Genomic DNA, 21,246 nt, shown 5'->3' with positions numbered 1-21,246 from the left:
GTCAGACCTTCCGCATCCGCTGACCAAGGACGTTGATCGCCAGCACTACCAGGAAGGAGAAGAGCACCATGCCGCCCGCGAGCCAGTGGGCCTGGGTCCACTCGAGCGACTCGACGTGGTCGTAGATGGCGACCGACAGCACCTTAGTCTCGCCTGGGATGTTCCCGCCGATCATGAGGATGACGCCGAACTCGCCGACGGTATGTGCGAAGGCGAGGATGGCGCCCGACAGCAGCCCCGGCACGGCGAGCGGCAGGGCGACGTTAAAAAAGCGTTCTAGAGGTGACGCGCGCAGCGTGGCGGCCACCTCCAGCGGTCGGCTGCCGATGGCCTCAAAGGCGTTGTAAGCCGGCTGGACCAAGAAGGGCAGGGAGTAGATGACCGAGCCCACCACGAGGCCGGCAAAGGTGAAGGGCAGGGTGCCCATGCCGATCGCCTCGGTCAGTTGGCCGACCGGACCCGCGGGGCCGAGCAGCAGCAGGAGGTAGAAGCCCAGCACCGTTGGCGGTAAGACCAGCGGCAGTGCGACCAGGGTCGCGACCACCTGTTTCATGCGTGAGCGCGTCTGCGAGAGCCACCAGGCGATGGGGGTGCCGACCACCAGCAGCACGGCGGTGGTGATGGTGGCGAGCTTGAGGGTGAGCCAGACGGGCTCGAGGTCGAGATTCACTTCAGCGATTTCCGTGGATTGAGCGGCCTGGGGTGGGTGCAGCGCGGCCGAACCCACCGACGTGTCCGCGCGAGTTTGCCGAGTTGTCGAAGGACTCAGGACGTGATGGGTCTCGCGGCCAGAGACCTTTGGGGGCAGCCCGATCGATTCTTCGGGCCGCTGGACCCATCCCTCGCATCAATGTGGTCGTGAGGGCGTCATTCTACCCCGTACCCATACTTCTCGATGACGGCCTTGGCCTCATCGCCCTTCAGGTACTGCATCAAGGCACTGGCGGCCGGGTTTTCGTCACCCTTGGTCAGCAGCACGGCGTCTTGACGGATGGGGTTGTAGAGATCCTGGGGCACTTCCCAGCTCGAGCCGCTGGAGTCCAAGGCGATCTGTGCCTTGGCGACAAAGCCCAGCTCGGCGTTCTTTGTGGCGACGAACTGGTAGGTCTGGGCAATGTTGTCACCCTGGACCAGCTTCGGCTCCAGCAGTTGTTCGACCTTCAGCGATTTCATGACCTCGAGGGCGGCTGCGCCATAGGGGGCCGTCTTGGGGTTGGCAATCGCCAACTTCTTGAACTCGGCACGGCCGAGCACTTTGGCGTCCTTGATCAGCGTCGGGTCGGCGCTCCAGAGGACCAGTTTTCCGACGGCATAGGTGAATTCATCGCTCGCCTTGCCGGCATCGACCAGGAGTTTGGGGCGCTTCTGATCGGCGGCCAGAAAGACCTCGAACGGCGCGCCGTTCTCGATCTGGGTGTAGAGCTTGCCGGTCGAGCCGAAGCTGATCTGAGTGGTGTGCCCGGTCGCCTTCTCGAAGTCCTGCGCGATCTCCTTCATGGCCGCGGTAAAGTTCGCGGCGACGGCCATCTTGACCTCTTCGGCCAGGGCGCTGGCGCTCGCGCAGGAGAGTGCGAGTAGGGCGACGCTGGTCTTGAGTGCTTTCATCATGAGTCTCCTTGAGATGAGTGAGGGTTTCGTAATATCAAACTGGATATAACGCATGGCAGCCAAGAAAGCGCTCGGCTTGCCTTGTTCGACACTGTTCCAGCGCGCTTCAGTCGCTGACGGCGAGGATGACATGAGGGGCCTTGATCAGGGCGCAGGCGCGCTCCTCGGTCTTGAGTGCCAGCGCTTTCGCGCTCTCGTTGGTGACGATGGACGTGATGCGCGCCCCGCCGTCCAGGGCGAGCACGACCTCGGTGTTGATGGCCCCTTCGGTCATATGCTCGATGGTGCCGCACAGCCGGTTGCGAGCGGAAGTTCTGAGCCCACCGTCTTCAGTGCAGAGGATGACGAAGGATGCCTTGATGAGCGCAAAGGCTTCGCTGCCCTCCACCAGCCCGAGCGCGGCGACGCTTTCATTGGTGATGACGGCGACCAAGGGGACGCCGTTGATGTCCAGCGTGACCTCCGCGTTGACCGCGCCAAGCTTGATGTCCGAAACGATACCGCGCAGATGATTCCGTGTGCTGACCTTCATGTTGAGTACTCCGAGTAGTGAGTTGAATCGGTCGAAATCTTTGATGCTTTTGCTGAGCCGCTCGAGGAAGCGCCGGTGCTCTTGCTCGGCGGCTTCGTACACGGCGATCAGCCGTCTACCCTCGTCGGTCAGTTCTGTGCCGCCGCCATGCCGACCGCCGGTGCGCCGACGTACCAAGGGCTCGGCCGACAGATTGTTCATGGCGTCGACCGAGTCCCAGGCCTGCTTGTAAGACATGCCGATGGATTTCGCCGCTTGCGAGATCGAGCCCGTCTCCGCGATGCGTCGCAGCAAATCGATGCGCCCCTGTCCGGCGAAGCGGTTGCTGCTCAGCTCCAGCTGGAGCTTGGCGCTGGTTTCCAGGTCTTTGTCGATGTGATGCGGCATAGTCAGCGAGACGGCGCGTTGGCGAGGCAGCGTTATATCACAAATGAAATAGCGACTTTCGGGCCAATCTCGGTTCTTACTGAGCGGCAGTGCTATGAGCGGGAGAGGTGAAGGCAGTGCAGAAGGGGGAGGGTAGCAGCTTTTTGCGCTTGTTGGGTCTGCGCGGGTGGTCAGATAAAATATTGAATTGTATTGATTTTATGGTTTCTGATTGCGGGGCTGTCCGCCATGCGGCGCCCCGGATGTCGCTGATGCAAGTGACCGTGCTTCGGCAAATTGGGGCGCGCGCTGCGTTGCCTGACGAAGAGGCAATGCTTGTCGCATTGCCGACATGCGGTCGGTTTGTGAGGCGTATGGCACAGGTGACCCGGGGCGATGCCCTGCGTGTCGAGCTGAAAGCGCGACCTCAGACCGCTCCATTGCGGTCTTTGCAAAGGGCATCAGTTTTGGTCGCACCCAGCAAACGTAATGTCTGGTGTCACGCTTGACTGATGGTTCGGCCCTGGATTCGGCTGGTCTGGGCTCGCCCTTTGGGGTCATAGGTTGAGGACGCCCCGTCCTCTCCCTTGAGGATACGAAGCGATAGGGCAATGCGTTTTTGATCGCGCTCGATGAGGCGCGCATTCTTCTTATTGAGCCCGTCGCACCGCCCGATACCGGCCCGCAGCTCGCCCCAAGGTTTGCGGAGCTGATCCTTGGGATCCACGGCCGTGATGAAGGCGTCGATACCCTCGGGTGTGAAACTGTGGTGCTCTAACTCGACCCATCCCTTTTGCTGAGCCGTCTCATGCTCCAGACGATCAACGAGTTCGAGCTTTTCGACCACGATCTGCTGGAGCTGCTCGGGCGCTCGCGACTCGATCGCGCGCATCTCTTCGAGCATCACGCCTTCAAGTTGATGGATCAGCTCGACCGAGCGCCTCAGTGAGTCCGCGAATTGCTCTAGGCGATCCATAGGCGATTGCTCTTTGCTCTGGGTTCGAGTTGCCGAGATTCGGTCGAGCCGTCTCGGCAACAGCTAAGAGGACATCCGGTTCAGAAATTGCATATAAAGCACAAGCATCTGTAATTTCTTGAATATATCGCTGGACTCTAACACCACGATGATTCGGCGATTGATCCTTTAGATGTTGTAAATTAAATAATTTCAAGGCTTAAGCACATTCTGTTCCGGATATCCTCTAAGCCAGCAGCAGCCGTTCGTAGCTCAGCATGCTGTCGGCCACGCGCTCGTTGTCGATCGGGTAGCGACCTTCGGCGATGGCGGACTTGATCTTTTCGACCGTGGCCTCGTCGAAGGGGGCCTCAGTCGCATTCTCCTGCGCGACCTTCATACTCTGAGCGGTCGCCGTCAGCGTGACGGACTCGCTGGACTGGGGCGCGGCCCCGGTCTTGGCTGTGGCGCGCTCGGCGGAATCCTGCACGCCGTGCGGCTTTGCGCTGGAAACTGTCCCGCCCGGGCGCTGGGGCGAGCCAATCGGCGTCGTGATACTCATGGTCTCTCAGATCCAGGTTTGATTGGATTGCTTAGAGTAACGGCCGCGTCTTGTAAAACTGTAGCGCAATTCTGGAGATCAATACGCCCCGACTCAAGCCTGAATCATAAAGCCACTCTGATGGCGCCGGAAGGCTCGACATAGCCCTCAACGACCCGTTTGGACGAGCGGTTGCGGACGCGGATGCGTTGGCCTTCGGCGCCGTCCTCCAATGCCTCGCCCTTCATGCGCACGGTTAGTCCGGGGCGGACGGCATAGAGTATGACCTCCTGGCCGCGCTCCACGAGCTGAGGCGGCGCGACGTGCGAGGCCGTCAAGACCTGGCCTGGAACCAGCCTGCGCTTGGTCTCCTGTCCGATGACCGCTGCCGGGTCGGAGAAATAGCCGCTTGTCAGGCCGGATGTCTCCTTGCGCTCGAGGCGCACGTCCTGGCCTTTGATCAGCTGTTTGCGCGCTAGGGCGCGGGCGGTGACGACAACCTCGGCGTGGCGCTCAATGCGCACGGGTACGAAGATCGACCAGCCGACAGGCTCGGAGCAGCGAACATTGACGGTGGTATTGCCGTCGGTCCGTCCGCCTGGCGCGAGCTGTGCCGTTGGGATGTGCGCACAGCGCCTGAGCTTGAGTCGGCTGTCGAGCTGTCCGAGTTCGATGCGGGTCTCCGTGCTGGGGTCGTCGGACAAGCGCTGAGCGAGAAAGCTGCGCGCGCTTTCCAGGATGCGCTCAAGAGGCTCGGTCTCGCCGGCATGGGCCATGGCACTCGAGAGAATGAGCCCAGCGCAGGCTATCAACGCCAGACGCCCCTTGATCCGCCTTCCGCAGTGGTGTGGGATAAACGTCATTAGGTCTGCATCTCCTCGCTTCGGGTCGTGATGGCATCAATCAAGCATGAATCGGACCGGGACCCGGTGTGCCGGGAATCCATCGGCTCAATCACTCGAGGGCTCCATGCCTTGCAGCTGTTAGACTCAGCGGGAGACGCTTTGAGCCTCGGGAAATGCGGCCTTGGTCATCAGTTGGGCCGGTAGGGTGGACGAGCGAGCGCGAAGTCCAGCGAATCCCGCGTCGGCGTTGGTGGACTGCGCTGCGCTTGTCCACCCGACGGAAGACGACTGGCCGAAACGATGATCGACGCCCGAAAATGCCAATCCAGTCAACCTTTGTCTGGGCGATTTGTGGTGATCTTGCACGGGCGCGATCAGCCGCGGCTTAGCCAAGGGCCCGGTGGCTGTATTCCGGTTTCTCTCAGGCTCACTCAGGCCTGTCTGAGGCGCGTTCCGGTTGACTGAATTTTGACGCGCGGGAGCAGGCTGCTCGATGCGCTTGAACAGCAGGTCGTCACGGGTCGCGTGACCTGGGGCGACTACAGAGCGGGAGGCGGTTGAATGAGTCAGTTTATTGACGATGTCGATCAAAGAACGCGTCTTGTGGGCCAGAACAGGATGGAGCTGCTGCTCTTCCATCTCGGCAGCGAGCAGGCATTCGGCATCAATGTCTTCAAGGTCCGTGAGGTGATCGCGAAGCCCGCGCTCAGGCACATTCCGGGCTCAAGCCCCGTCGTCTGCGGTGTGGCGAACATTCGCGGCAAGACGGTGTCGATTATTGATCTCGCCCAGGCAATCGGTTTCCCGTCGCCCGAGATCGAGCATGATCAAGATGCCAAGGTGATCGTGACCGAGTTCAACCGCTCGGTGCAGGGGTTCTGGGTGTCGGCGGTGGACCGTATCGTCAACGTCACCTGGGAGAACGTGAAGCCGCCACCTCGCGGTACGGGTCAGGACAGCTATTTGGTCGCGGTGACGGAGGTCGACGGGCACTGGGTCGAGATCATTGATGTCGAGCGGGTCTTTGCGCAGGTCAATCAGGTCAATGCCGACGTCTCCGAAGCCGTGCAGAAGGAAGCCGAAGGGCTTTCGCACGATCGCCGGATCCTGGTCGTCGACGATTCCTTGGTCGCGCGCAAGCAAGTCGAGCGGGCAATCGCCGAACTCGGCTTCCGCACCGAATCGCGCTCGGACGGTAAGGCCGCACTGGAGTATCTTGAGGAACTGGCCGATGCGGACATGGTGGACCAGCACATCGAACTCATCATCGCCGACATCGAGATGCCCCGCATGGATGGATATACTCTGACACGCAAGATCAGAGAGAATGCCAAACTCAAGAACCTGCGGGTGGTATTGCACTCGTCGCTCAGCGGTCAGTTCAACATCGATATGGTCAAGCGTGCTGGGGCAGACGATTTCTTGGCGAAGTTCGACCCGGATGATTTGGCCGCGACCGTGCTCAGGAACGTGCGCAGCGATTAGGGTGCGCGAGACAGCGGGGCGCTACAAGTGGCGCTCGCGGACCCTATCAATATCTAGCCCTATCGGTACATCGAAGTTTTTGGCTTGCAGGAAAGGCGTGATGCGAGAATCCATCCGAAGGTTTAGCCGTGATTGACGCCCAGGACTACGCGGGGTTCGCCCGCTTCCTTTCCGAATGCTGTGGTCTCGTGCTGGGCGAGAACCGTCAGTATCTCGTCTCCAGCCGGTTGTCCCGGCTACTCGACGAGTTCGGCTTCAACAAGGTGGAGGATCTGCTCCGGGCCTTGCGTCAGTCTCCGGATGCGAAGCTCAAGTCGCGCGTCATCGATGCCATGACGACCAACGAAACCTCCTGGTTTCGGGACGTTTACCCGTTCGAAACCCTGCGGCAAGTCGTGCTTCCGGAGCTTGCCGCCAAGAAGCGGCCGATCAAGATTTGGTCGGCCGCTTGCTCCAGCGGTCAGGAGCCCTACAGCATCTCCATGATCGTCTCGGAGTGGGAGGCCGCGTGCCGACCCAAGGTGGTTCCTGTCAGCATTACTGCGACCGATCTCTCGGAGAGCATCCTGGCGGAGGCGCGGAGCGGGCTTTATGACGGGCTTAGCATCGCCCGCGGTCTCAGCGCCGAGCGGCGCCAGAAATTTTTCGACACCGTCGAGCAGGGCCACCAGATCAAGGCGGACATCCAGCGGCGCGTGCGTTTCCAGAAGCTCAATCTGATGGATTCTTATGCGCTCCTGGGGAAGTTCGACATCGTCTTCTGCCGCAACGTCTTGATCTACTTTTCCGCTGACACGAAACGACAAATTTTTGACGGCATCGCCAAACAGATGGACCCAGGGGGTTATCTGTTCGTTGGCGCTTCAGAAGCCGTCGGCTCTTATACCAACGCCTTCGAGTCGATCCGCACCCCCCAAGGCAACATGCTGCGGCGCCGTTGAGGTGGATGGCCCCGCATTCGGTAAGTCGAGCCGCCAAGGGGCGCGACGCACAACAAGGCCTTGATTGATAGGCATCCTTCACCCTCTGGATGACCATGGTCAACCACGCAAAATCTTGAATTCCCTCGCATGCTCGGTCGGTGCGTGGGGGCGGCGCTGCCACGAGGCTGTGCCGGACTGACGCCCCATGCCTCCCGCCGCTGCGGACCGCGCTGGTCGCTCTCTTAGAGCATGCGCTCGATTTGCGCGCTAACCGCGCACAGCCGTCACGGCATTCTGTGCGGCGCTCCACATCTTCGCCGCTTCGACACCCCAATCCAAGACACCTCGGCCGCGCGTGGCATAGGGCGTGCATTCCTCCATGCAAGCCAACCTTGCACCTCACATGCGTCATGAGTCTGTCACTCGACAAAGCCTTCGGAATCTTGCCCGCGTCTGTGGCACTGCAGGCGCGTCGGACTGAACTGCTGGCGTCCAACTTGGCGAATGCGGATACGCCTGACTACAAGTCGCGCGACTTCAATTTCAGAGAGACCCTGGCGGGTATCGAAGGGCGGGGGAGCCAGCTTGAGCTGAATCGCACCCAAGCCAACCACTTGACGCTTACCGGGAACCACTCCGAACTGGAGCCCGATCTGCTCTACAGGACTCCTGCCCAGCCCTCATTGGATGGCAATACCGTTGACCCGCAATTGGAGCGTGCCGCCTTTGCGGAGAATGCCTTGCACTTTCAAAGTAGCCTCGAGTTTCTAAATCGACGTATTTCCGGCATCCGTGCCGCGCTGCGCAAGGAGTAAAGTCATGAGTGATCTCTTCAGTCTCTTCAACACCTCGGCGTCGGCGCTCACGGCACAGTCGGTGCGCCTGAATACCGTTGCCTCGAACCTCGCCAATGCGAGCACAGCGGCCTCCAGCCCTGAAGAGGCCTACAAGGCCAAACAGGTTCTCTTTCAGACCGTCCTGAATCAAGAAGACCCCAATGATGCCGCCATGCCGGTAAGGGTGACGGGCATCGTCGATTCGGATGCTGAGCCCTTCCCTGCCTATGAGCCAAATCATCCGCAAGCCAACGATGAGGGCTATGTCTTTCGCCCCGCCATCAGTGTCGTCGAGGAGATGGCCAATATGATGTCGGCGTCACGAAGCTATGAGGCGAACGTGGAGGTCATGAATACCTCACGGCAGCTCTTGCAGCGCACGCTTCAAGTCGGCCAAAGCTAAAGGAATTCACCCATGACTCAGATCACTTCCGATTATATCAGCGGGCTCGGGCTGAGCAGCTATGGTGACAAGGCAGCGGAGACAGAGGACGACTCACTGGGACAGGATGAGTTTCTGACGCTGATGATTGCGCAGATCAAGAACCAAGACCCGACGAATCCGGTGCAGAACGAAGACTTCGTCGCTCAACTGGCGCAATTCTCGACCGTATCTGGGATCGAGGGGCTGAATTCGTCCTTCGAGGACCTTGCTCAAACGCTCAGTCAGAACCAAACGCTGCAAGCGGCGTCCTTGGTTGGGAATAGAGTCCTCGTGCCGGCGCAAACGGCCGAGCTGTCGGAGGGTCAGGGCCTGACGGGGGCCGTCAATCTGTCGTCATCGGCTGGCAGCGCTGCGCTGAACATTTACGGACCGGGCGGCGCTCTCGTCCGGACCCAGGCACTTGGGAGCTTGAGTGCGGGTCTCCAGGAGTTCAGCTGGGACGGCTTGCTCGATGATGGCTCTCCGGCGCCCGCGGGAGCCTACACCATCGAGGTGACCGCCCAGACGGATGGGGCCACCGAGGCGCTCGATACCATGATCGACGCGGAGGTCCAGAGCGTGACCACGGACAACGACGGCGGCGGATTGCTGCTGAGCCTGCTAGGAATCGGGACTGTCAGCTTCTCGGACGTCTATCGCATTGGCTGACGCCGGCTCGGCGCCGAATTACTCGAACTGGAGATGACATCATGCCTTTTCGCATCGGATTGAGTGGTCTGAATGCAGCCGCGGCGGACCTAGAGGTCACCGGCAACAATATCGCCAACACAGCTACCGTGGGTTTCAAGGAATCCCGCGCGGAGTTCGCCGATGTCTTTTCCCAAGCCTATGGCGGCATCAGCAAGACCGCGATCGGCTCGGGCGTGCGTCTGGCGGCGACGACCCAGCAATTCTCGCAGGGCAACATCGAGTACACGGAGAATGCCTTGGATCTTGCCATTAATGGTCAAGGCTTCTTCGTCTTGAACGACGATGGTGGGCGTGTCTATAGTCGTGCGGGGGCATTTCAGATCAATCGTGATGGCTATGTGGTCAATACCAGTGGCCAACGCCTTCAGGTGTATGAGCCTGTCGATAAAGGTGTGACGGATACGAAGTTCAATACCGGACAGCTGACGGATCTACAGTTGGAGTTTGGTGACAATGCGCCCGCGTCGACTGAAGAAGTGATGGCTACATTGAATCTCGTTTCCGACGCGCTACCGCCAGCCGACGAAACCGGAGCAGCTGTTACGGTGGTCGATGTCACGAATCCAGATAGCTATAACTATTCGACGTCTGTGACGATTTATGATTCCTTGGGCACGCCTCGTACAATGACAATGTATTTTCTCAAGACGGGAAGTGGAGGTCCTCCGGCAGATGACATCGTCTCTGATCCTTTGAAATGGAAGGTCTACATGGAGTTGGATGGCTTGACGACTGGGGCGACGACTCCGGGGCAGGAGTTCGACCTGGAATTCGATTCCAATGGACAGCTCGTGGATCCAACGGGTCCATTGGTGCCTGACTTTCCTATTGCTGATTACGAGCCAACCAACGGAGCGACCATTGGTGGCATTGACCCGATCACAGGTGATCCCGTCCCGATCCAAGTGGATGTATCAGGACTGACCCAATACGGCACCCAGTATTCGGTCAGCGACCTCTCTCAAAACGGTTATACGACGGGGCGCCTGAGCGGATTTGACGTCGATCAAACGGGTGTGGTTTTCGCCCGCTACAGCAACGGGCAGTCCGGCGTGCTCGGTAAGGTCGCGCTGGCCAACTTCAAGAATCCGCAAGGGCTGCAGCAGCTTGGCGACAACAACTGGGCCGAGACCTATGCGGCGGGAGATCCCGTCTTCGGTGATCCTGGCACCAGCAATTTGGGCTTGATCCAATCCGGCGGTCTGGAGGCATCGAACGTGGATATCGCCGAGGAACTGGTGAATCTCATCACGGCCCAGCGCAACTACCAAGCGAACGCCAAGACCATCACCACCGCAGATGAAGTGACGCAGACCATCATCAACATCTGATGATCCGCCGTCCGGCCGAGGGTAAGTCATGGACCGTTTTATGTACCTGGCGATGTCCGGCGCGAAAGAGAATCTCTACGCGCAGGCCATCAACAACCACAACCTGGCGAATGCGACGACACATGGCTTTCGTCAGTCGCTCGCGGATGCCTATACGGCGCCTATCAGAGGGCCCGTCTACGACTCACGCGACTACGTCCAGGTCGGAAACGAGGCCATCGACTTCAGCCACGGCGCACTGCAGAGCACTGGTCGCGACTTGGACGTCGCGATCCAAGGCGAGGGCTTCATTGCCGTTCAAGCGCCGGACGGTGGTGAGGCCTACACCAGGGCCGGCAATCTTCATGTCGACGCGACTGGCATGCTTTTGACGGATCGGGGACTCCCGGTGCTGGGAGGCGGTGGTCCTATCACGGTTCCGCCCGACGAAAGCATCCTCATCGGCACGGACGGCACCATCACCATCCGCCCCGAGGGCTCGGCACCCAATGCGCTGGCGGCGGTGGACCGCATTCGACTGGTCAATCCGGATATCCAGACCCTCGAGCGCAAGGAGGATGGCCTGATTCGTGCGGCGGACGGTCAGGAGGTCGAGGCCGACGCCAATGTCCGGGTCATCACCGGCATGCTCGAAACGAGCAATGTGAATACGGTGGCAGCCTTGACGCGAATGATCGAGCTGTCGCGGACCTACGAGACGCAGATCAAGATGATGGAAACCGCCAACAACATCGAAGAGAACCATAACCGCCTGCTGGGCACCAGTTAGCGGGGCCGGGTCGATAGAGGAGCCAGACCATGAACCAAGCGCTTTGGATCGCCAAGACGGGCCTCGATGCGCAGCAGACCCGTATGTCCGTGGTCTCGAACAACCTGGCCAACGTCAATACGACGGGCTACAAGAAGGGCCGCGCCGTGTTCGAGGACCTGATTTACCAGACCATTCGCCAGCCGGGGGCTCAGGCGACGCAAGAGGCGCAACTGCCCTCTGGCTTGCTGCTGGGAACAGGCGTGCGGACCGTCGCGACCGAGAAGCTGTTCGAGCAGGGCAATTTCGTGCAGACGGAGAACTCACTCGATCTTGCCGTTCAGGGGCAGGGCTTCTTCCAAGTCCTCATGCCGAACGGCGATCTGGGATATACCCGCGACGGCAGCTTTCAGATCAATGCCAATGGCGAAGTGGTGATGTCGAACGGCTACGCGCTGCAGCCGGGGCTGGTGGTGCCCGAGGGCACACAAACCATCAGCATCGGCAGCGACGGAACCGTGTCGGCTCAGCTTGCCGGTGAGGCGGCTCCGGTCGAGCTTGGGGCCATCCAGCTCGCGAACTTTATCAACCCGGCCGGCCTACAGGCGGTTGGCGAGAACATTTATCTGGAAACCGCCGCGTCCGGCAATGCGCAGCAGTCGAATCCGGGACAGAACGGCGTCGGTACCGTGCTTCAGGGCGCACTGGAGGCCAGCAACGTCAACATGGCGGAGGAACTGGTCAACATGATCGAGACGCAGCGTGCCTATGAAGTCAACTCCAAGGCCATCTCCGCGGCTGACGAGATGCTGCAGTACGCCAACAACAAGCTGGGCTCGTAGTCAGTCACACAGCCTGAGAGAACGTCATGACGACATCAATCGCCCGCATCGTACTCCTCATCACGGCAGTGGGTCTCTCCGCGTGCAGTACGCTGAATCCGCCGAAGCCAGGCGATGCAGCCGAGTATCGGCCGACGGCGCCAGTCGCGCCCAAGCCCGCGGCCGCGAACTACGGTGCCATCTTTCAAGCGTCCCAGAGTCAGGGGCTCTTCGAGGACTACAAGGCCCGTCGTGTTGGTGATCTGGTCACGGTCGTCCTGGCCGAAAACACCAACGCCAAGAAGTCGTCGTCGACGTCGACCGCCAAGGATTCCGGCGTGGAGATGGATGTTGGCAATGTCACCGTCGCCGGCAGGACGCTGATCGACAGAGATTTGACGCTCTTCGGCGCGTCAGCCACCGGTGGACGAACCTTTGACGGCTCCGGCGATTCTAGTCAGAGCAATCAGCTCAGCGGCGAGATCACGGTCACGGTGGCGGAGGTTTTGCCTAACGGCAACCTCGTCATCCAGGGTGAGAAATGGCTGGGCATCAACCAGGGGCAAGAATTCGTCCGTATCCGCGGCATCATTCGGCCCGAGGATGTGTCGACCTCGAACTCGGTGCAATCGACCCAAGTCGCCAACGCGCAGCTCTACTATGGCGGGACCGGCGCCCTGGCCGACAGCAACGCCCAAGGCTGGCTGTCCAGGTTCTTCAACTCACCGATCTGGCCGATCTAAGAAGGTGCCCATGAACAACTTCCCCCCTTTTGCAAAGGGGGGGCAGGGGGGATTTCGGGCGGCATCGCTCGCATCGGGAAACAATTGATGGACACTTTTTAAGACCCGGCAAGGTGCGACTGGTGCAGAGATTGCTTTGGATCTGGTGAGCTGATTGCAAAAATGGTTGTCTCCTAACTTGGGGCCAATGCCGCGCCCCCCAGCGGGGTCGAGAATCCGAGGTCCATCATGAGCAGGATCCTGACGTTCACAGGCGCACTCGTCCTCGCCGCTGCCACGGCCCATCTGCCGAGCACGACGTTCGCGGGCAACACGGTCGTCGTCGACGACTATGGCGACCAAGCCGATTGGAGCGGCGTTGGTCTGGAGCGGATCAAGGACCTGGCGACCTTCGCCGGTGTTCGGGACAACCAGTTGGTGGGCTATGGTCTCGTGGTCGGGCTCGACGGCACGGGCGACCAGACCACCCAGGCCCCCTTCACGGTACAGAGTCTGAAGAACATGCTGGTCCAGCTGGGGGTGACGGTTCCAGAGAACATCAATCCCCAGACCAAGAATGTAGCCGCCGTCATGGTAACGACGGACCTCAAGCCTTTCTCCAAGCCAGGGCAGCGCATGGACGTCACCGTGTCTTCCTTGGGTAACGCCAAGAGTTTGCGTGGCGGCACGCTCTTGATGACGCCGCTGCAGGGCGCTGACGGCCAGGTCTATGGGATGGCGCAGGGCAACCTCACCGTTAGCGGCTTCGGTGCTGGTGGGGCGGACGGTAGCCGTATCACGGTCAATGTCCCCAGCGTTGGCCGCATCCCCAATGGCGCGACGGTGGAGCGCGAAGTGCCGACCGGTTTTGCTCAAGGTGACTACCTCACACTGAATCTTCGGCGTTCTGACTTCACCACCGCCGACCGCATCGCCGAGACCATCAACTCAAACATGGGCGATGATCTTGCGCGGGCGCTGGACGGCGCTTCGATTCGTGTTCGAGCCCCCTTGGATCCGAGTGATCGCGTGTCATTCGTCTCGGTGCTGGAGAACCTGCCCATCGAGGCCGCCGCGCCGCCGGCGCGTGTCATCATCAACGCTCGCACGGGCACGGTGGTGATCGGCGAAGGTGTGACCGTGACACCGGCTGCCATCTCGCATGGCAGTCTCACCGTCACCATTAGCGAGAACCCGCAGGTCTCGCAGCCAGGTCCCTTCGCCGCCGGCCAAACCGTCGTCACGCCGCAGAGCAATATCCAGGTCGAGCAGGAGAAGAACCGCATGTTCCTGTTCAGCCCGGGTCCAACCCTGGGTGATATCGTCCAGGCCGTCAACGACGTGGGCGCGGCACCGGGCGATCTGGTCGCCATCCTCGAGGCCCTGCGTGAAGCCGGCGCCTTGCACGCCGAGTTGGTCATCATCTGAGCCAAGCCATGTTCTCTTCGAGCGACAAACTTGGCTTGGGTGCTTCCACCGCGCTTCAGACCGGACTGGTCAGCGATCCGGCCTCCTACAAGTCCCTCGCCGCCTCGGCTCGGACGGGAAGCGCGGCTGGATTGGAGGCTGCGGCGCGCGCGTTCGAGTCCTTGCTCGTCGGCCAGATGCTCAAGCAGATGCGCGCGGCGAGCCTGGCGGATAGCTTGTTCGACTCCAGTCAGAGCCGGCTCTATCAAGACCTATTCGATCAGCAGGCCGCGACCGTGCTTAGCGAAGGCGAGGGCATGGGTATCCGGAAGGCCCTGATGCGTCAGCTCGCCCCCGAGCTGACTGGTGATCGCGACGAGCGCGATGCCGATGATCTGATCGTCCCAGAGCGCAACCCGCTGCTGAGGAGCTTCAAGCGCCGCAAGGTCGATGCTGCGGTGGACGCCGTGACCGGGGTGGGTGGTCAGAAGGAATCCGCGGCCAGCAAGGCTTCCGGTGGTACGCTCAAGGTGAGCGCGACGGGTCAATGGCCGCCGAGCAGCGCGGAGGAGTTTGTCGCCTACCTCAAACCCTACGCCGACCAAGCCGCCGAGATACTGGGAATGGACACCAGCGTTCTACTCGCCCAGAGCGCCCTCGAGACCGGCTGGGGAAAACACGTTCCGCGCCGCTCGGACGGCAGCAGCAGCTTCAATCTCTTCGGCATCAAGGCGGATCGCAGCTGGAAGGGCGACAAGGTGGGGGTCGGGACCCTGGAGTACCGCAACGGCGTGGCGCGCCGCGAGCAGGCCAAGTTCCGCGCCTATCACAGCCCTGCGGACTCCTTCGTCGACTACGTCGCGTTTCTGAAACGCAATCCGCGCTATGGTGAGGCGTTGCAGAGTGAAACTGGCGAAGATTTCGTGCGTGGCCTGCAGAAGGCCGGCTATGCGACTGATCCTCGCTATGCGTCCAAGATCCTCAGCATTCGCGACCGCCTGCTGCGGATCAGCGCGGCGATCGAGACGCAACCGGCGCAAGAGACTCAAGTTTCAGTCATTGAGGCCGATACCCCAGCAGAGGGCTGAACAAATGCCCGCACGCTTTATGTCGGTGGGGGTCGTGACTTCAAAATCAGAAGGTTAAGCCCATGAGCATACTGGGAACCGCAGTCTCGGGTCTGCTGGCCTACCAGCGCGCCCTCGCGACGACCAGCCACAATATCTCGAATGCCTCTACCGAAGGCTATAGCCGCCAGCGTGTTGAGCTGGAGGCAAGGAATCCGCAGCGACTTGGCGGGAGCTACATCGGTCAAGGCGTTGACGTGTCCTCGGTGCGGCGGCTTCAGAACGACCTTGTCGACGCCCAGCTTCGCTCCAGCCTCTCGAACGCCGCGGAAGGCGAAGTGCGCGCCGAGTTTGCCGAGCGTGTCGACCGACTGTTGGCCGATGAAAGCACAGGGTTGGAGCCGGTCCTGGAGAGCTTCTTCAACTCAACCCAGGATGTTGCGAGTGACCCGACCTCACTGCCCGCGCGGACAGTGATGGTGAACGAGGCCGAGACCCTGGTCGAGCGCCTGCATCAGATCAACGGTTTGTTGGATGAGCAGCGGACACTGATTAACGGCAACATCGAAACCGCCGTCGAGGAGATCAATCAATACTCGGAGGGGCTTGCGAACCTCAATGCGCGAATCGTGTCGGGTTTTGTTGGTGGGGCAACGCCGAATGACCTTCTGGATCAACGCGATGTGCTGCTGAGCAAGTTGTCCGAAAAGATCGAAGTCAATGTCAATGCTCAGGATGACGGCTCGGTCAATGTCTTCGTTGGCAATGGGCAGTCGCTGGTCATGGGGGCTGTTTCCAATCAGCTCGTAGCGGATCATCTCTCTGGCGATCCCAAAAATTTCGACATTGGACTGAAGAGCAAGAACAATAGCGGCAGTGCGCCGATTGATGTGACGCGCTTCATGAGCGGTGGGGAGCTTGGTGCGCTGCTGGAGACGCGCACCGGCATGATCGATGACGCGCAGAATCAGCTTGGCCTCATCGGGCTCAACCTGGCCATGCAGTTCAACGATCAGAACGGGCTTGGTCTTGATCTGAATGGGGAGGTGGGTGGTGACATCTTTGATATCCCGCCGGTGGAGTTGACCGCAAACTCGACGAATAGCAACAATCAGTTACCGGGCGTGACGATTGAGGATGTGACTAAGCTGACGGCCGATGATTATCGCCTCAAGTATTCGGGAACGGGTTTTCAGCTGTTGCGCTTGCCGGACAACGAGGTTGTCGATCTGGACCATGACGCGACGACCGACCCGCCGAATGTCTATCATGCTGACGGTCTTAAGTTCGACACGTCGTCGTTGTTGTCGCCAGCGGCAGGTGATAGCTGGCTCATTCAGCCAACGCGCTTTGCAGCAACCAAGCTTGAGGTTGCCATGACGGATCCGGAAGGCATCGCGGCGGCGGCAGCCGTTTACGCGGAGCCCTCTGATCTCAACACGGGTGACGGGACAGTTCTGAGTGTCGCGGCGGTCGATGCGGATACGCTCGACCTGGGACGAGTCGTCCTGACCTACGACGGAGCAGCCTTCACGGCGACGGCAGAAGACGGGAGCACGTCCACGGTCACCCCCGTCTACGATTCGGCGAGCGACACCACGACGGTGACGCACAATGGTTGGGAGTTCAAGATTCAGGGCAGTATCGCTGTCGATGATGAGTTTGTAATCGACAGCAATGTCGGCAACCAAGGCGACAACAGGAACATGCTGTTGATGGCGAACATCCAGAACGAGCGCTCGGTCGAGGGGAATTCCACGATACAGGGCAGCTACAACAGCATTCTGGCGGAGGTTGGTACAGAAACGCGTCAGGCTCAGATCATGCGGGACTCGAGCGCAACGCTGCTCGAAGATGCGCAGGCACAACGCGAGGCGATCTCAGGCGTCAATCTGGATGAAGAGGCCGCCGACCTCATTCGCTATCAACAGGCCTACCAGGCGGCCGCACAAGTCATCGCAGTCTCCCGAACCGTGTTCGATACTCTGATCAACGCCGTCCGTTAGTCACTAGGAGCGGCTCATGCGCATCTCGACCAACCAGCTCTTCCAATCAGGCGTCTCCGCCATGCAGCGAGCCCAGACGGACATGAGTCGCACCAGTCTGCAGATGGCGACGGGGCGTCGTATCCTGACGCCGTCGGATGATCCGAGCGGCGCCACCCAGTCCGTGATGCTGCAGGCAGCGGTGACAAAAACTGAGCAGTACCAGCGCAACTCGGACTTGGCCTTGCCGCGGCTCGAGCAGGAAGAATCGCAGATCGACGCCGTTCAGAACTATCTGCAACGCGCGCGCGAACTCGTCGTGGCCGGCAGCAACGATACCTACAACGACGAGAACCGTAAGACGCTCGCCGATGAGATCCGCCAGATCCGCGACGCCATCCTTGGTGTCGCGAACAGTCAGGACGCCAACGGCGAATACCTCTTCTCGGGGACCGACTCCTTCACCCAGCCATTCGAAACGAATGCCGCGGGTCGGGTGGTCTATGTCGGAGCGGAGGGGACAGGAGCGGTGCGCGAGGTCGCCATCACTGCAACCCGAAACATTCAGGTCGGCGACACCGGCGAGTCTGTCTTCATGGCCGCAGCCGACAAGAGTGGTTGGGAGATCGAGGGAATCCCCGCGCCGTTGAACGAAGGTACAGTGGTGGCGGCCAAGAGCGAGGTGACCGACAAGGCGGCTTTCGACCTGGACCCGGACGAGGTTTATACGATCAGGTTTACGGGTGCGGGGCCGGTGCAGTACGAGGTCTTCGATAGTGGCGGGATGGCCGTGACCGACGACAGCGGTGCACCGATCGCTGGGACCTATTCGGAAGGTTTGACAGTCGAGTTTGCCGGCCGCAGCGTGCGGCTTTCGGGCGATCCCGCAAACAATGACGAAATCACTGTCCGACCGGCATCCGAGGTCAGCATCTTCGATACCTTGGACGCCATTGTCACGGCGCTGGAGAATCCAGCCGACGAGGACGCAGGCGTCACCTTCGAGGATGCGACCGCCAAGGCTCTGCTCAATCTCGATTCCGGTCTGGATCGGACGAATGAGATCCGAACCTCGGTCGGGCTGCGCATTAGCGACCTGGAGACTCAGAGCGGACTCAACGATCAACGTGTCCTGGATCTCGAGACCACGCTCTCTGAGATCCGCGATCTGGACTATGCCGAAGCCATTAGTCGCTTCAAGCTCCAAGAGGTCGTGTTGCAAGCCGCTCAACAGAGCTACGTACAGGTGAGTCGCCTGTCCTTGTTCGATTTCTTGTGATTATCAACGAGTGTGCGCCTGCGCGCATTCGGCATCATTGGTCCGCGGGCTGACATGCTGAGGTCGTAGGTCATCTGTGCAGCCAGCCCGGAGCCTAACGGGCGGCTTCAGCGTTTCCGCTTCGGCGCTTCATATGCCTCTTGCATCCGGCTCTTGCGCTTCGGAGGGCGGCCCGCTTGCTGGCGCTTCAGGGCCTCTCCGGTCGCTTGCCGTCTCGCGACCGCACGGCTGGCAACCTCGGTTTCCAGTTGACGAACCGACCTCAGTTGCTCTGCCTCCGATTCCGAGAGCGGAGCTTCCGCTGCGAGTTCCACAAGCTGCTCAAGCAGCGCGGCGCGACGTTTCTGAATACGCTCCACCAGCGTCCAGTCATCGACCAGGCTCGCCTGCTTCATCTGGTTCGTGGCATCGGACAAGTCCGAGATAAGCTGCGTCATCTTTGGCATCGTGGGGTACCTGGTGGCTTGGCGGACAGAAGTAACTATAGGCATAAGCGAGGAGCATGCCGGAGTCCAAGAAACGACGTATCCAAGCTGTCGGGCGGGGCAGTTGCGAAGTCGCTCCGAGGGAGCGGCGCCCCGCCGCGATCTGGCGTCGCGCCGAGGTTAGTAGCCGGCATAAGGCCAAACGTCCGGGGTGGGGTGAATACGTCCCCCGGCGCAGGAAGAACTGGTCGGACGGACTGCCCTAGCCACTCCCCGCCGACTCCAGCGTCTCTACTTCGAACCCCACTACCGCGCGTTGCTCGCGGCTGAACTCGACCCCGATCAGATGGATCGGCTGACCATCCGCGCGGTACTTGTCGGCATAGCCGCGATCCTTGATCTGCTGCAACGCCCGGCCTTCGGGCTCCAGTTCCACCACCTTGAATCCGTCATTCCGCACCCCGTCAGCCGCTTGCAGAATATATCGCCACATAGCGCGGCCCGAGCAGCTGCAGTAAGTCGCTGTGGTGTTGCTCGACGTTGAGCACGATCTGCTCGACGTGCTCAACGACCAGCACATGGATGCCTTTGAAAAATTGGAACACCCAACGCGCCGTGGGACGCGTGGTGGGCTTGCCCTTCTGATCGGGAACGGTGGCCTGCTCGGCCTTGAGGACCTCGCGGATACGCTGCTCCAAGGCGGCGTAGACCAACAGGCACAGGGTCATGACCATCATCAGGGCCATGATGCGCTCGGGCTTCTTGAGGAAGCGCGTCGCGGCCATGAACATCGGGTCCTTGAGGAAGCGAAAGCCGCGCTCGACCTTCTGCTGGTCCTTGTAGGCGGCGATGAGATCTTCATCACTGAGGACCTGCTCATCGAGCTGGTTGGTGGCGAGGATGAAGCAGCTTTTGCGCTCGAGGCGGCGTTGGCGCTCCTGCACCCGCGAGGCCAGCGCGCCGACGATGCGATAGACAAAGAAGTCTGGCTCGCGCCCCTTGGCCGGGCGCCCCTTGCCCTTGAAGCGGGGCAGCGCCTCGATGTGGGTCTCACCGAGCATCGCGATCTTGAGGGTGCGCTCGAAGCGCGCCAGGGCCTTGAGCGCATCGGCCTCGCAGGCGAAGTCGGTGTTGCACAGGCGCTCGAAGTCCTTGAGCTCGGCGCGGCCCTGCTTGAGACAGTGCTTGTCGACGCGCTTGAGGGCGCGTTGGCGCGCCTGCGGGGAATACACCACGACCCAGCGTTGGCGTACTTCGCCATAGCCCCCAGTGTCAGGATAGAAGTCGCCTCCCCTGGGAGGATGTGTGTGAAGATGGGGGCATGATCGTCCTGGGCCTTGCGCCCGCTGGCTGTCGCTGGGAAGGAGCCCGGAGGGCGAGTGGACAGCGACAGCCAGCGGGCGCGGCGCGAGCCCCCAGGACCAGCAACGAGGCGACGCATTGTGAAGACCTATTCCGAGGAGTTCAAAGCCAGCATCATCGTGAAGCTGCTGCCACCGCATGACGCCCGGGTGCCGGCCTTGGCGCGTGAGTACGGGATTCCCCGTGACACCCTCTACAGCTGGCGCCGCCAGGCCGGAGGTCAGGGGGCGCTGCCCGCCACACCATCCGCGAGCGTCGGCGTGCTCAGCGGCGCGGAGAAGTTCGCCGTGGTGGTGGAGACGGCGACCCTCAATGAGCTCGACCTGGGTGCCTACTGTCGGCGCAAGGGCCTGTTTGCCGAGCAGATCGCGGCTTGGCGCACCAGTTGTCAGCGCGCCAACGACCCCCAGCCGCGCGCGGGCGATCGCGCCGAGCAGCGCGCCGAGCGCGAGCAGATCAAGCAGCTCAGTCAAGAGCTGCTGCGCAAGGACAAGGCGCTGGCTGAAGCCGCCGCCTTGCTGTTGCTCCAAAAAAAAGTGCAGGGGCTCTGGGAGGCGCCCGAGGGCGCTCTCTCAGCCACGCGCGGCGCCTCGAAGTGAGCACCTGGATCGCAGAGGCCTGCAGCGCCGGGGCGCGCCTGGAGCACGCTTGCGCCACCGTGGGGCTGAGCGCGCGCACCCTGCAGCGCTGGCGCCAGGGCGGCGCTATCCAGGGCGATGCCCGTCGGCGCGAGCACCGCGCACCCGAGGCCGTGCGCACCCCGGCCAACCGTCTCTCAGCGCCCGAGCAAGCCGAGATCCTGGCGGTGGCGAACCAGGCGGAGTTTGCCCATCTCTCCCCACACCAGATCGTCCCGGCACTGGCCGATCAAGG

General features: G+C 61.1%; 21 protein-coding genes and 3 pseudogenes. 15 read left to right on the top strand and 9 right to left on the bottom strand.

Translation table 11 applies throughout. The features are described from left to right. Window position 1 precedes the first annotated feature (1 nt). From modB to flgA, 6 genes are all read right to left on the bottom strand, one after another. Window positions 2-670 (bottom strand): molybdate ABC transporter permease subunit, encoded by a 669-nt coding sequence (modB, locus tag G3480_RS12295; RefSeq protein WP_338114126.1) that lies wholly within the window; start codon window positions 668-670, stop codon window positions 2-4. Between the two features lie 197 nt (window positions 671-867). Continuing rightward, complete coding sequence (gene modA, locus G3480_RS12290) at window positions 868-1,605, bottom strand: molybdate ABC transporter substrate-binding protein (protein WP_164654185.1); 738 nt, start codon at window positions 1,603-1,605, stop codon at window positions 868-870. 109 nt (window positions 1,606-1,714) lie between these two features. Next, on the bottom strand, window positions 1,715-2,527 hold the full coding sequence (locus G3480_RS12285) for a TOBE domain-containing protein (protein WP_164654184.1): 813 nt from the start codon (window positions 2,525-2,527) through the stop codon (window positions 1,715-1,717). A gap of 478 nt (window positions 2,528-3,005) precedes the next feature. Next, window positions 3,006-3,482, bottom strand: a complete 477-nt coding sequence (locus tag G3480_RS12280; protein ID WP_164654183.1) for a flagella synthesis protein FlgN — start codon at window positions 3,480-3,482, stop codon at window positions 3,006-3,008. 226 nt (window positions 3,483-3,708) lie between these two features. Next, a complete protein-coding gene (flgM, locus tag G3480_RS12275) occupies window positions 3,709-4,023 on the bottom strand; it encodes a flagellar biosynthesis anti-sigma factor FlgM (RefSeq protein WP_164654182.1) in 315 nt (104 codons plus the stop codon). A gap of 104 nt (window positions 4,024-4,127) precedes the next feature. Continuing rightward, window positions 4,128-4,865: a flagellar basal body P-ring formation chaperone FlgA gene (flgA, locus tag G3480_RS12270; protein ID WP_164654181.1), complete on the bottom strand. Its 738-nt coding sequence runs from the start codon at window positions 4,863-4,865 to the stop codon at window positions 4,128-4,130. Between the two features lie 543 nt (window positions 4,866-5,408). Here flgA and G3480_RS12265 point away from each other — a divergent pair. The 13 genes from G3480_RS12265 to flgL all read left to right on the top strand — a co-directional run bounded on the left by G3480_RS12265 (window position 5,409) and on the right by flgL (window position 18,586). Then, window positions 5,409-6,332 (top strand): chemotaxis protein, encoded by a 924-nt coding sequence (locus G3480_RS12265; protein WP_164654180.1) that lies wholly within the window; start codon window positions 5,409-5,411, stop codon window positions 6,330-6,332. Window positions 6,333-6,460: 128 nt separating this feature from the next. After that, on the top strand, window positions 6,461-7,273 hold the full coding sequence (locus G3480_RS12260) for a CheR family methyltransferase (protein ID WP_164654179.1): 813 nt from the start codon (window positions 6,461-6,463) through the stop codon (window positions 7,271-7,273). 392 nt (window positions 7,274-7,665) lie between these two features. Further along, window positions 7,666-8,070, top strand: a complete 405-nt coding sequence (gene flgB / locus G3480_RS12255; protein ID WP_164654178.1) for a flagellar basal body rod protein FlgB — start codon at window positions 7,666-7,668, stop codon at window positions 8,068-8,070. Window positions 8,071-8,074: 4 nt separating this feature from the next. Beyond that, the gene (gene flgC, locus G3480_RS12250; RefSeq protein ID WP_164654177.1) at window positions 8,075-8,494 is read left to right on the top strand and encodes a flagellar basal body rod protein FlgC; all 420 of its coding nucleotides are present in this window, start codon (window positions 8,075-8,077) and stop codon (window positions 8,492-8,494) included. Between the two features lie 12 nt (window positions 8,495-8,506). Next, window positions 8,507-9,184: a flagellar hook assembly protein FlgD gene (locus G3480_RS12245; protein ID WP_164654176.1), complete on the top strand. Its 678-nt coding sequence runs from the start codon at window positions 8,507-8,509 to the stop codon at window positions 9,182-9,184. 41 nt (window positions 9,185-9,225) lie between these two features. Then, a complete protein-coding gene (gene flgE / locus G3480_RS12240; protein WP_164654175.1) occupies window positions 9,226-10,557 on the top strand; it encodes a flagellar hook protein FlgE in 1,332 nt (443 codons plus the stop codon). 28 nt (window positions 10,558-10,585) lie between these two features. Then, window positions 10,586-11,326: a flagellar basal-body rod protein FlgF gene (flgF, locus tag G3480_RS12235; protein ID WP_164654174.1), complete on the top strand. Its 741-nt coding sequence runs from the start codon at window positions 10,586-10,588 to the stop codon at window positions 11,324-11,326. 29 nt (window positions 11,327-11,355) lie between these two features. Beyond that, window positions 11,356-12,147 carry a flagellar basal-body rod protein FlgG gene (gene flgG / locus G3480_RS12230; RefSeq protein ID WP_164654173.1) on the top strand — a complete coding sequence of 264 codons (792 nt, stop codon included), beginning with the start codon at window positions 11,356-11,358 and terminating at the stop codon, window positions 12,145-12,147. 26 nt (window positions 12,148-12,173) lie between these two features. Continuing rightward, complete coding sequence (flgH, locus tag G3480_RS12225) at window positions 12,174-12,869, top strand: flagellar basal body L-ring protein FlgH (RefSeq protein ID WP_164654172.1); 696 nt, start codon at window positions 12,174-12,176, stop codon at window positions 12,867-12,869. A gap of 228 nt (window positions 12,870-13,097) precedes the next feature. After that, a complete protein-coding gene (locus G3480_RS12220; protein WP_164654171.1) occupies window positions 13,098-14,276 on the top strand; it encodes a flagellar basal body P-ring protein FlgI in 1,179 nt (392 codons plus the stop codon). A gap of 8 nt (window positions 14,277-14,284) precedes the next feature. Then, entirely contained in the window at window positions 14,285-15,343 is a 1,059-nt protein-coding gene (flgJ, locus tag G3480_RS12215) for a flagellar assembly peptidoglycan hydrolase FlgJ (protein WP_164654170.1), read from the top strand. A 62-nt stretch (window positions 15,344-15,405) separates the two neighbouring features. Then, window positions 15,406-17,328, top strand: a complete 1,923-nt coding sequence (flgK, locus tag G3480_RS12210) for a flagellar hook-associated protein FlgK (protein ID WP_164654169.1) — start codon at window positions 15,406-15,408, stop codon at window positions 17,326-17,328. Between the two features lie 16 nt (window positions 17,329-17,344). Continuing rightward, window positions 17,345-18,586: a flagellar hook-associated protein FlgL gene (flgL, locus tag G3480_RS12205; RefSeq protein ID WP_164654168.1), complete on the top strand. Its 1,242-nt coding sequence runs from the start codon at window positions 17,345-17,347 to the stop codon at window positions 18,584-18,586. Between the two features lie 107 nt (window positions 18,587-18,693). Here flgL and G3480_RS12200 read toward each other — a convergent pair whose 3' ends face one another. The 3 genes and pseudogenes from G3480_RS12200 to G3480_RS12190 form a co-directional block, all read right to left on the bottom strand. Beyond that, window positions 18,694-19,023, bottom strand: coding sequence for a hypothetical protein (locus G3480_RS12200; RefSeq protein ID WP_164654167.1), 330 nt, complete (start codon window positions 19,021-19,023; stop codon window positions 18,694-18,696). A 250-nt stretch (window positions 19,024-19,273) separates the two neighbouring features. Further along, window positions 19,274-19,456 (bottom strand): annotated as a pseudogene (locus G3480_RS12195) (PD-(D/E)XK nuclease domain-containing protein); the annotation flags it as partial. Window positions 19,457-19,475: 19 nt separating this feature from the next. Next, window positions 19,476-20,273: pseudogene (locus tag G3480_RS12190) on the bottom strand (IS1634 family transposase); the annotation flags it as partial. A 180-nt stretch (window positions 20,274-20,453) separates the two neighbouring features. Here G3480_RS12190 and G3480_RS12185 point away from each other — a divergent pair. Beyond that, the gene (locus tag G3480_RS12185; protein ID WP_164654165.1) at window positions 20,454-20,972 is read left to right on the top strand and encodes a transposase; all 519 of its coding nucleotides are present in this window, start codon (window positions 20,454-20,456) and stop codon (window positions 20,970-20,972) included. Beyond that, window positions 20,969-21,246 (top strand): annotated as a pseudogene (locus G3480_RS12180) (hypothetical protein); the annotation flags it as partial. The gene G3480_RS12185 and the pseudogene G3480_RS12180, both read left to right, overlap by 4 nt.

This window comes from Thiorhodococcus mannitoliphagus, assembly GCF_010915725.1.
Taxonomy (GTDB): domain Bacteria; phylum Pseudomonadota; class Gammaproteobacteria; order Chromatiales; family Chromatiaceae; genus Thiorhodococcus; species Thiorhodococcus mannitoliphagus.
This window is presented reverse-complemented; position numbering and strand designations above follow the sequence as displayed.

What these genes read in the sequence shown, in the direction of transcription:
- flgA (WP_164654181.1), bottom strand. Translation starts at nt 4,865, where the DNA reads ATGACGTTTATCCCACACCACTGCGGAAGGCGGATCAAGGGGCGTCTG.
- flgB (WP_164654178.1), top strand. Translation starts at nt 7,666, where the DNA reads ATGAGTCTGTCACTCGACAAAGCCTTCGGAATCTTGCCCGCGTCTGTG.
- flgC (WP_164654177.1), top strand. Translation starts at nt 8,075, where the DNA reads ATGAGTGATCTCTTCAGTCTCTTCAACACCTCGGCGTCGGCGCTCACG.
- G3480_RS12265 (WP_164654180.1), top strand. Translation starts at nt 5,409, where the DNA reads ATGAGTCAGTTTATTGACGATGTCGATCAAAGAACGCGTCTTGTGGGC.
- flgK (WP_164654169.1), top strand. Translation starts at nt 15,406, where the DNA reads ATGAGCATACTGGGAACCGCAGTCTCGGGTCTGCTGGCCTACCAGCGC.
- flgE (WP_164654175.1), top strand. Translation starts at nt 9,226, where the DNA reads ATGCCTTTTCGCATCGGATTGAGTGGTCTGAATGCAGCCGCGGCGGAC.
- modA (WP_164654185.1), bottom strand. Translation starts at nt 1,605, where the DNA reads ATGAAAGCACTCAAGACCAGCGTCGCCCTACTCGCACTCTCCTGCGCG.
- flgG (WP_164654173.1), top strand. Translation starts at nt 11,356, where the DNA reads ATGAACCAAGCGCTTTGGATCGCCAAGACGGGCCTCGATGCGCAGCAG.
- G3480_RS12200 (WP_164654167.1), bottom strand. Translation starts at nt 19,023, where the DNA reads ATGACGCAGCTTATCTCGGACTTGTCCGATGCCACGAACCAGATGAAG.
- flgJ (WP_164654170.1), top strand. Translation starts at nt 14,285, where the DNA reads ATGTTCTCTTCGAGCGACAAACTTGGCTTGGGTGCTTCCACCGCGCTT.
- flgH (WP_164654172.1), top strand. Translation starts at nt 12,174, where the DNA reads ATGACGACATCAATCGCCCGCATCGTACTCCTCATCACGGCAGTGGGT.
- G3480_RS12280 (WP_164654183.1), bottom strand. Translation starts at nt 3,482, where the DNA reads ATGGATCGCCTAGAGCAATTCGCGGACTCACTGAGGCGCTCGGTCGAG.
- G3480_RS12245 (WP_164654176.1), top strand. Translation starts at nt 8,507, where the DNA reads ATGACTCAGATCACTTCCGATTATATCAGCGGGCTCGGGCTGAGCAGC.
- flgL (WP_164654168.1), top strand. Translation starts at nt 17,345, where the DNA reads ATGCGCATCTCGACCAACCAGCTCTTCCAATCAGGCGTCTCCGCCATG.
- G3480_RS12220 (WP_164654171.1), top strand. Translation starts at nt 13,098, where the DNA reads ATGAGCAGGATCCTGACGTTCACAGGCGCACTCGTCCTCGCCGCTGCC.
- G3480_RS12285 (WP_164654184.1), bottom strand. Translation starts at nt 2,527, where the DNA reads ATGCCGCATCACATCGACAAAGACCTGGAAACCAGCGCCAAGCTCCAG.
- flgF (WP_164654174.1), top strand. Translation starts at nt 10,586, where the DNA reads ATGGACCGTTTTATGTACCTGGCGATGTCCGGCGCGAAAGAGAATCTC.
- flgM (WP_164654182.1), bottom strand. Translation starts at nt 4,023, where the DNA reads ATGAGTATCACGACGCCGATTGGCTCGCCCCAGCGCCCGGGCGGGACA.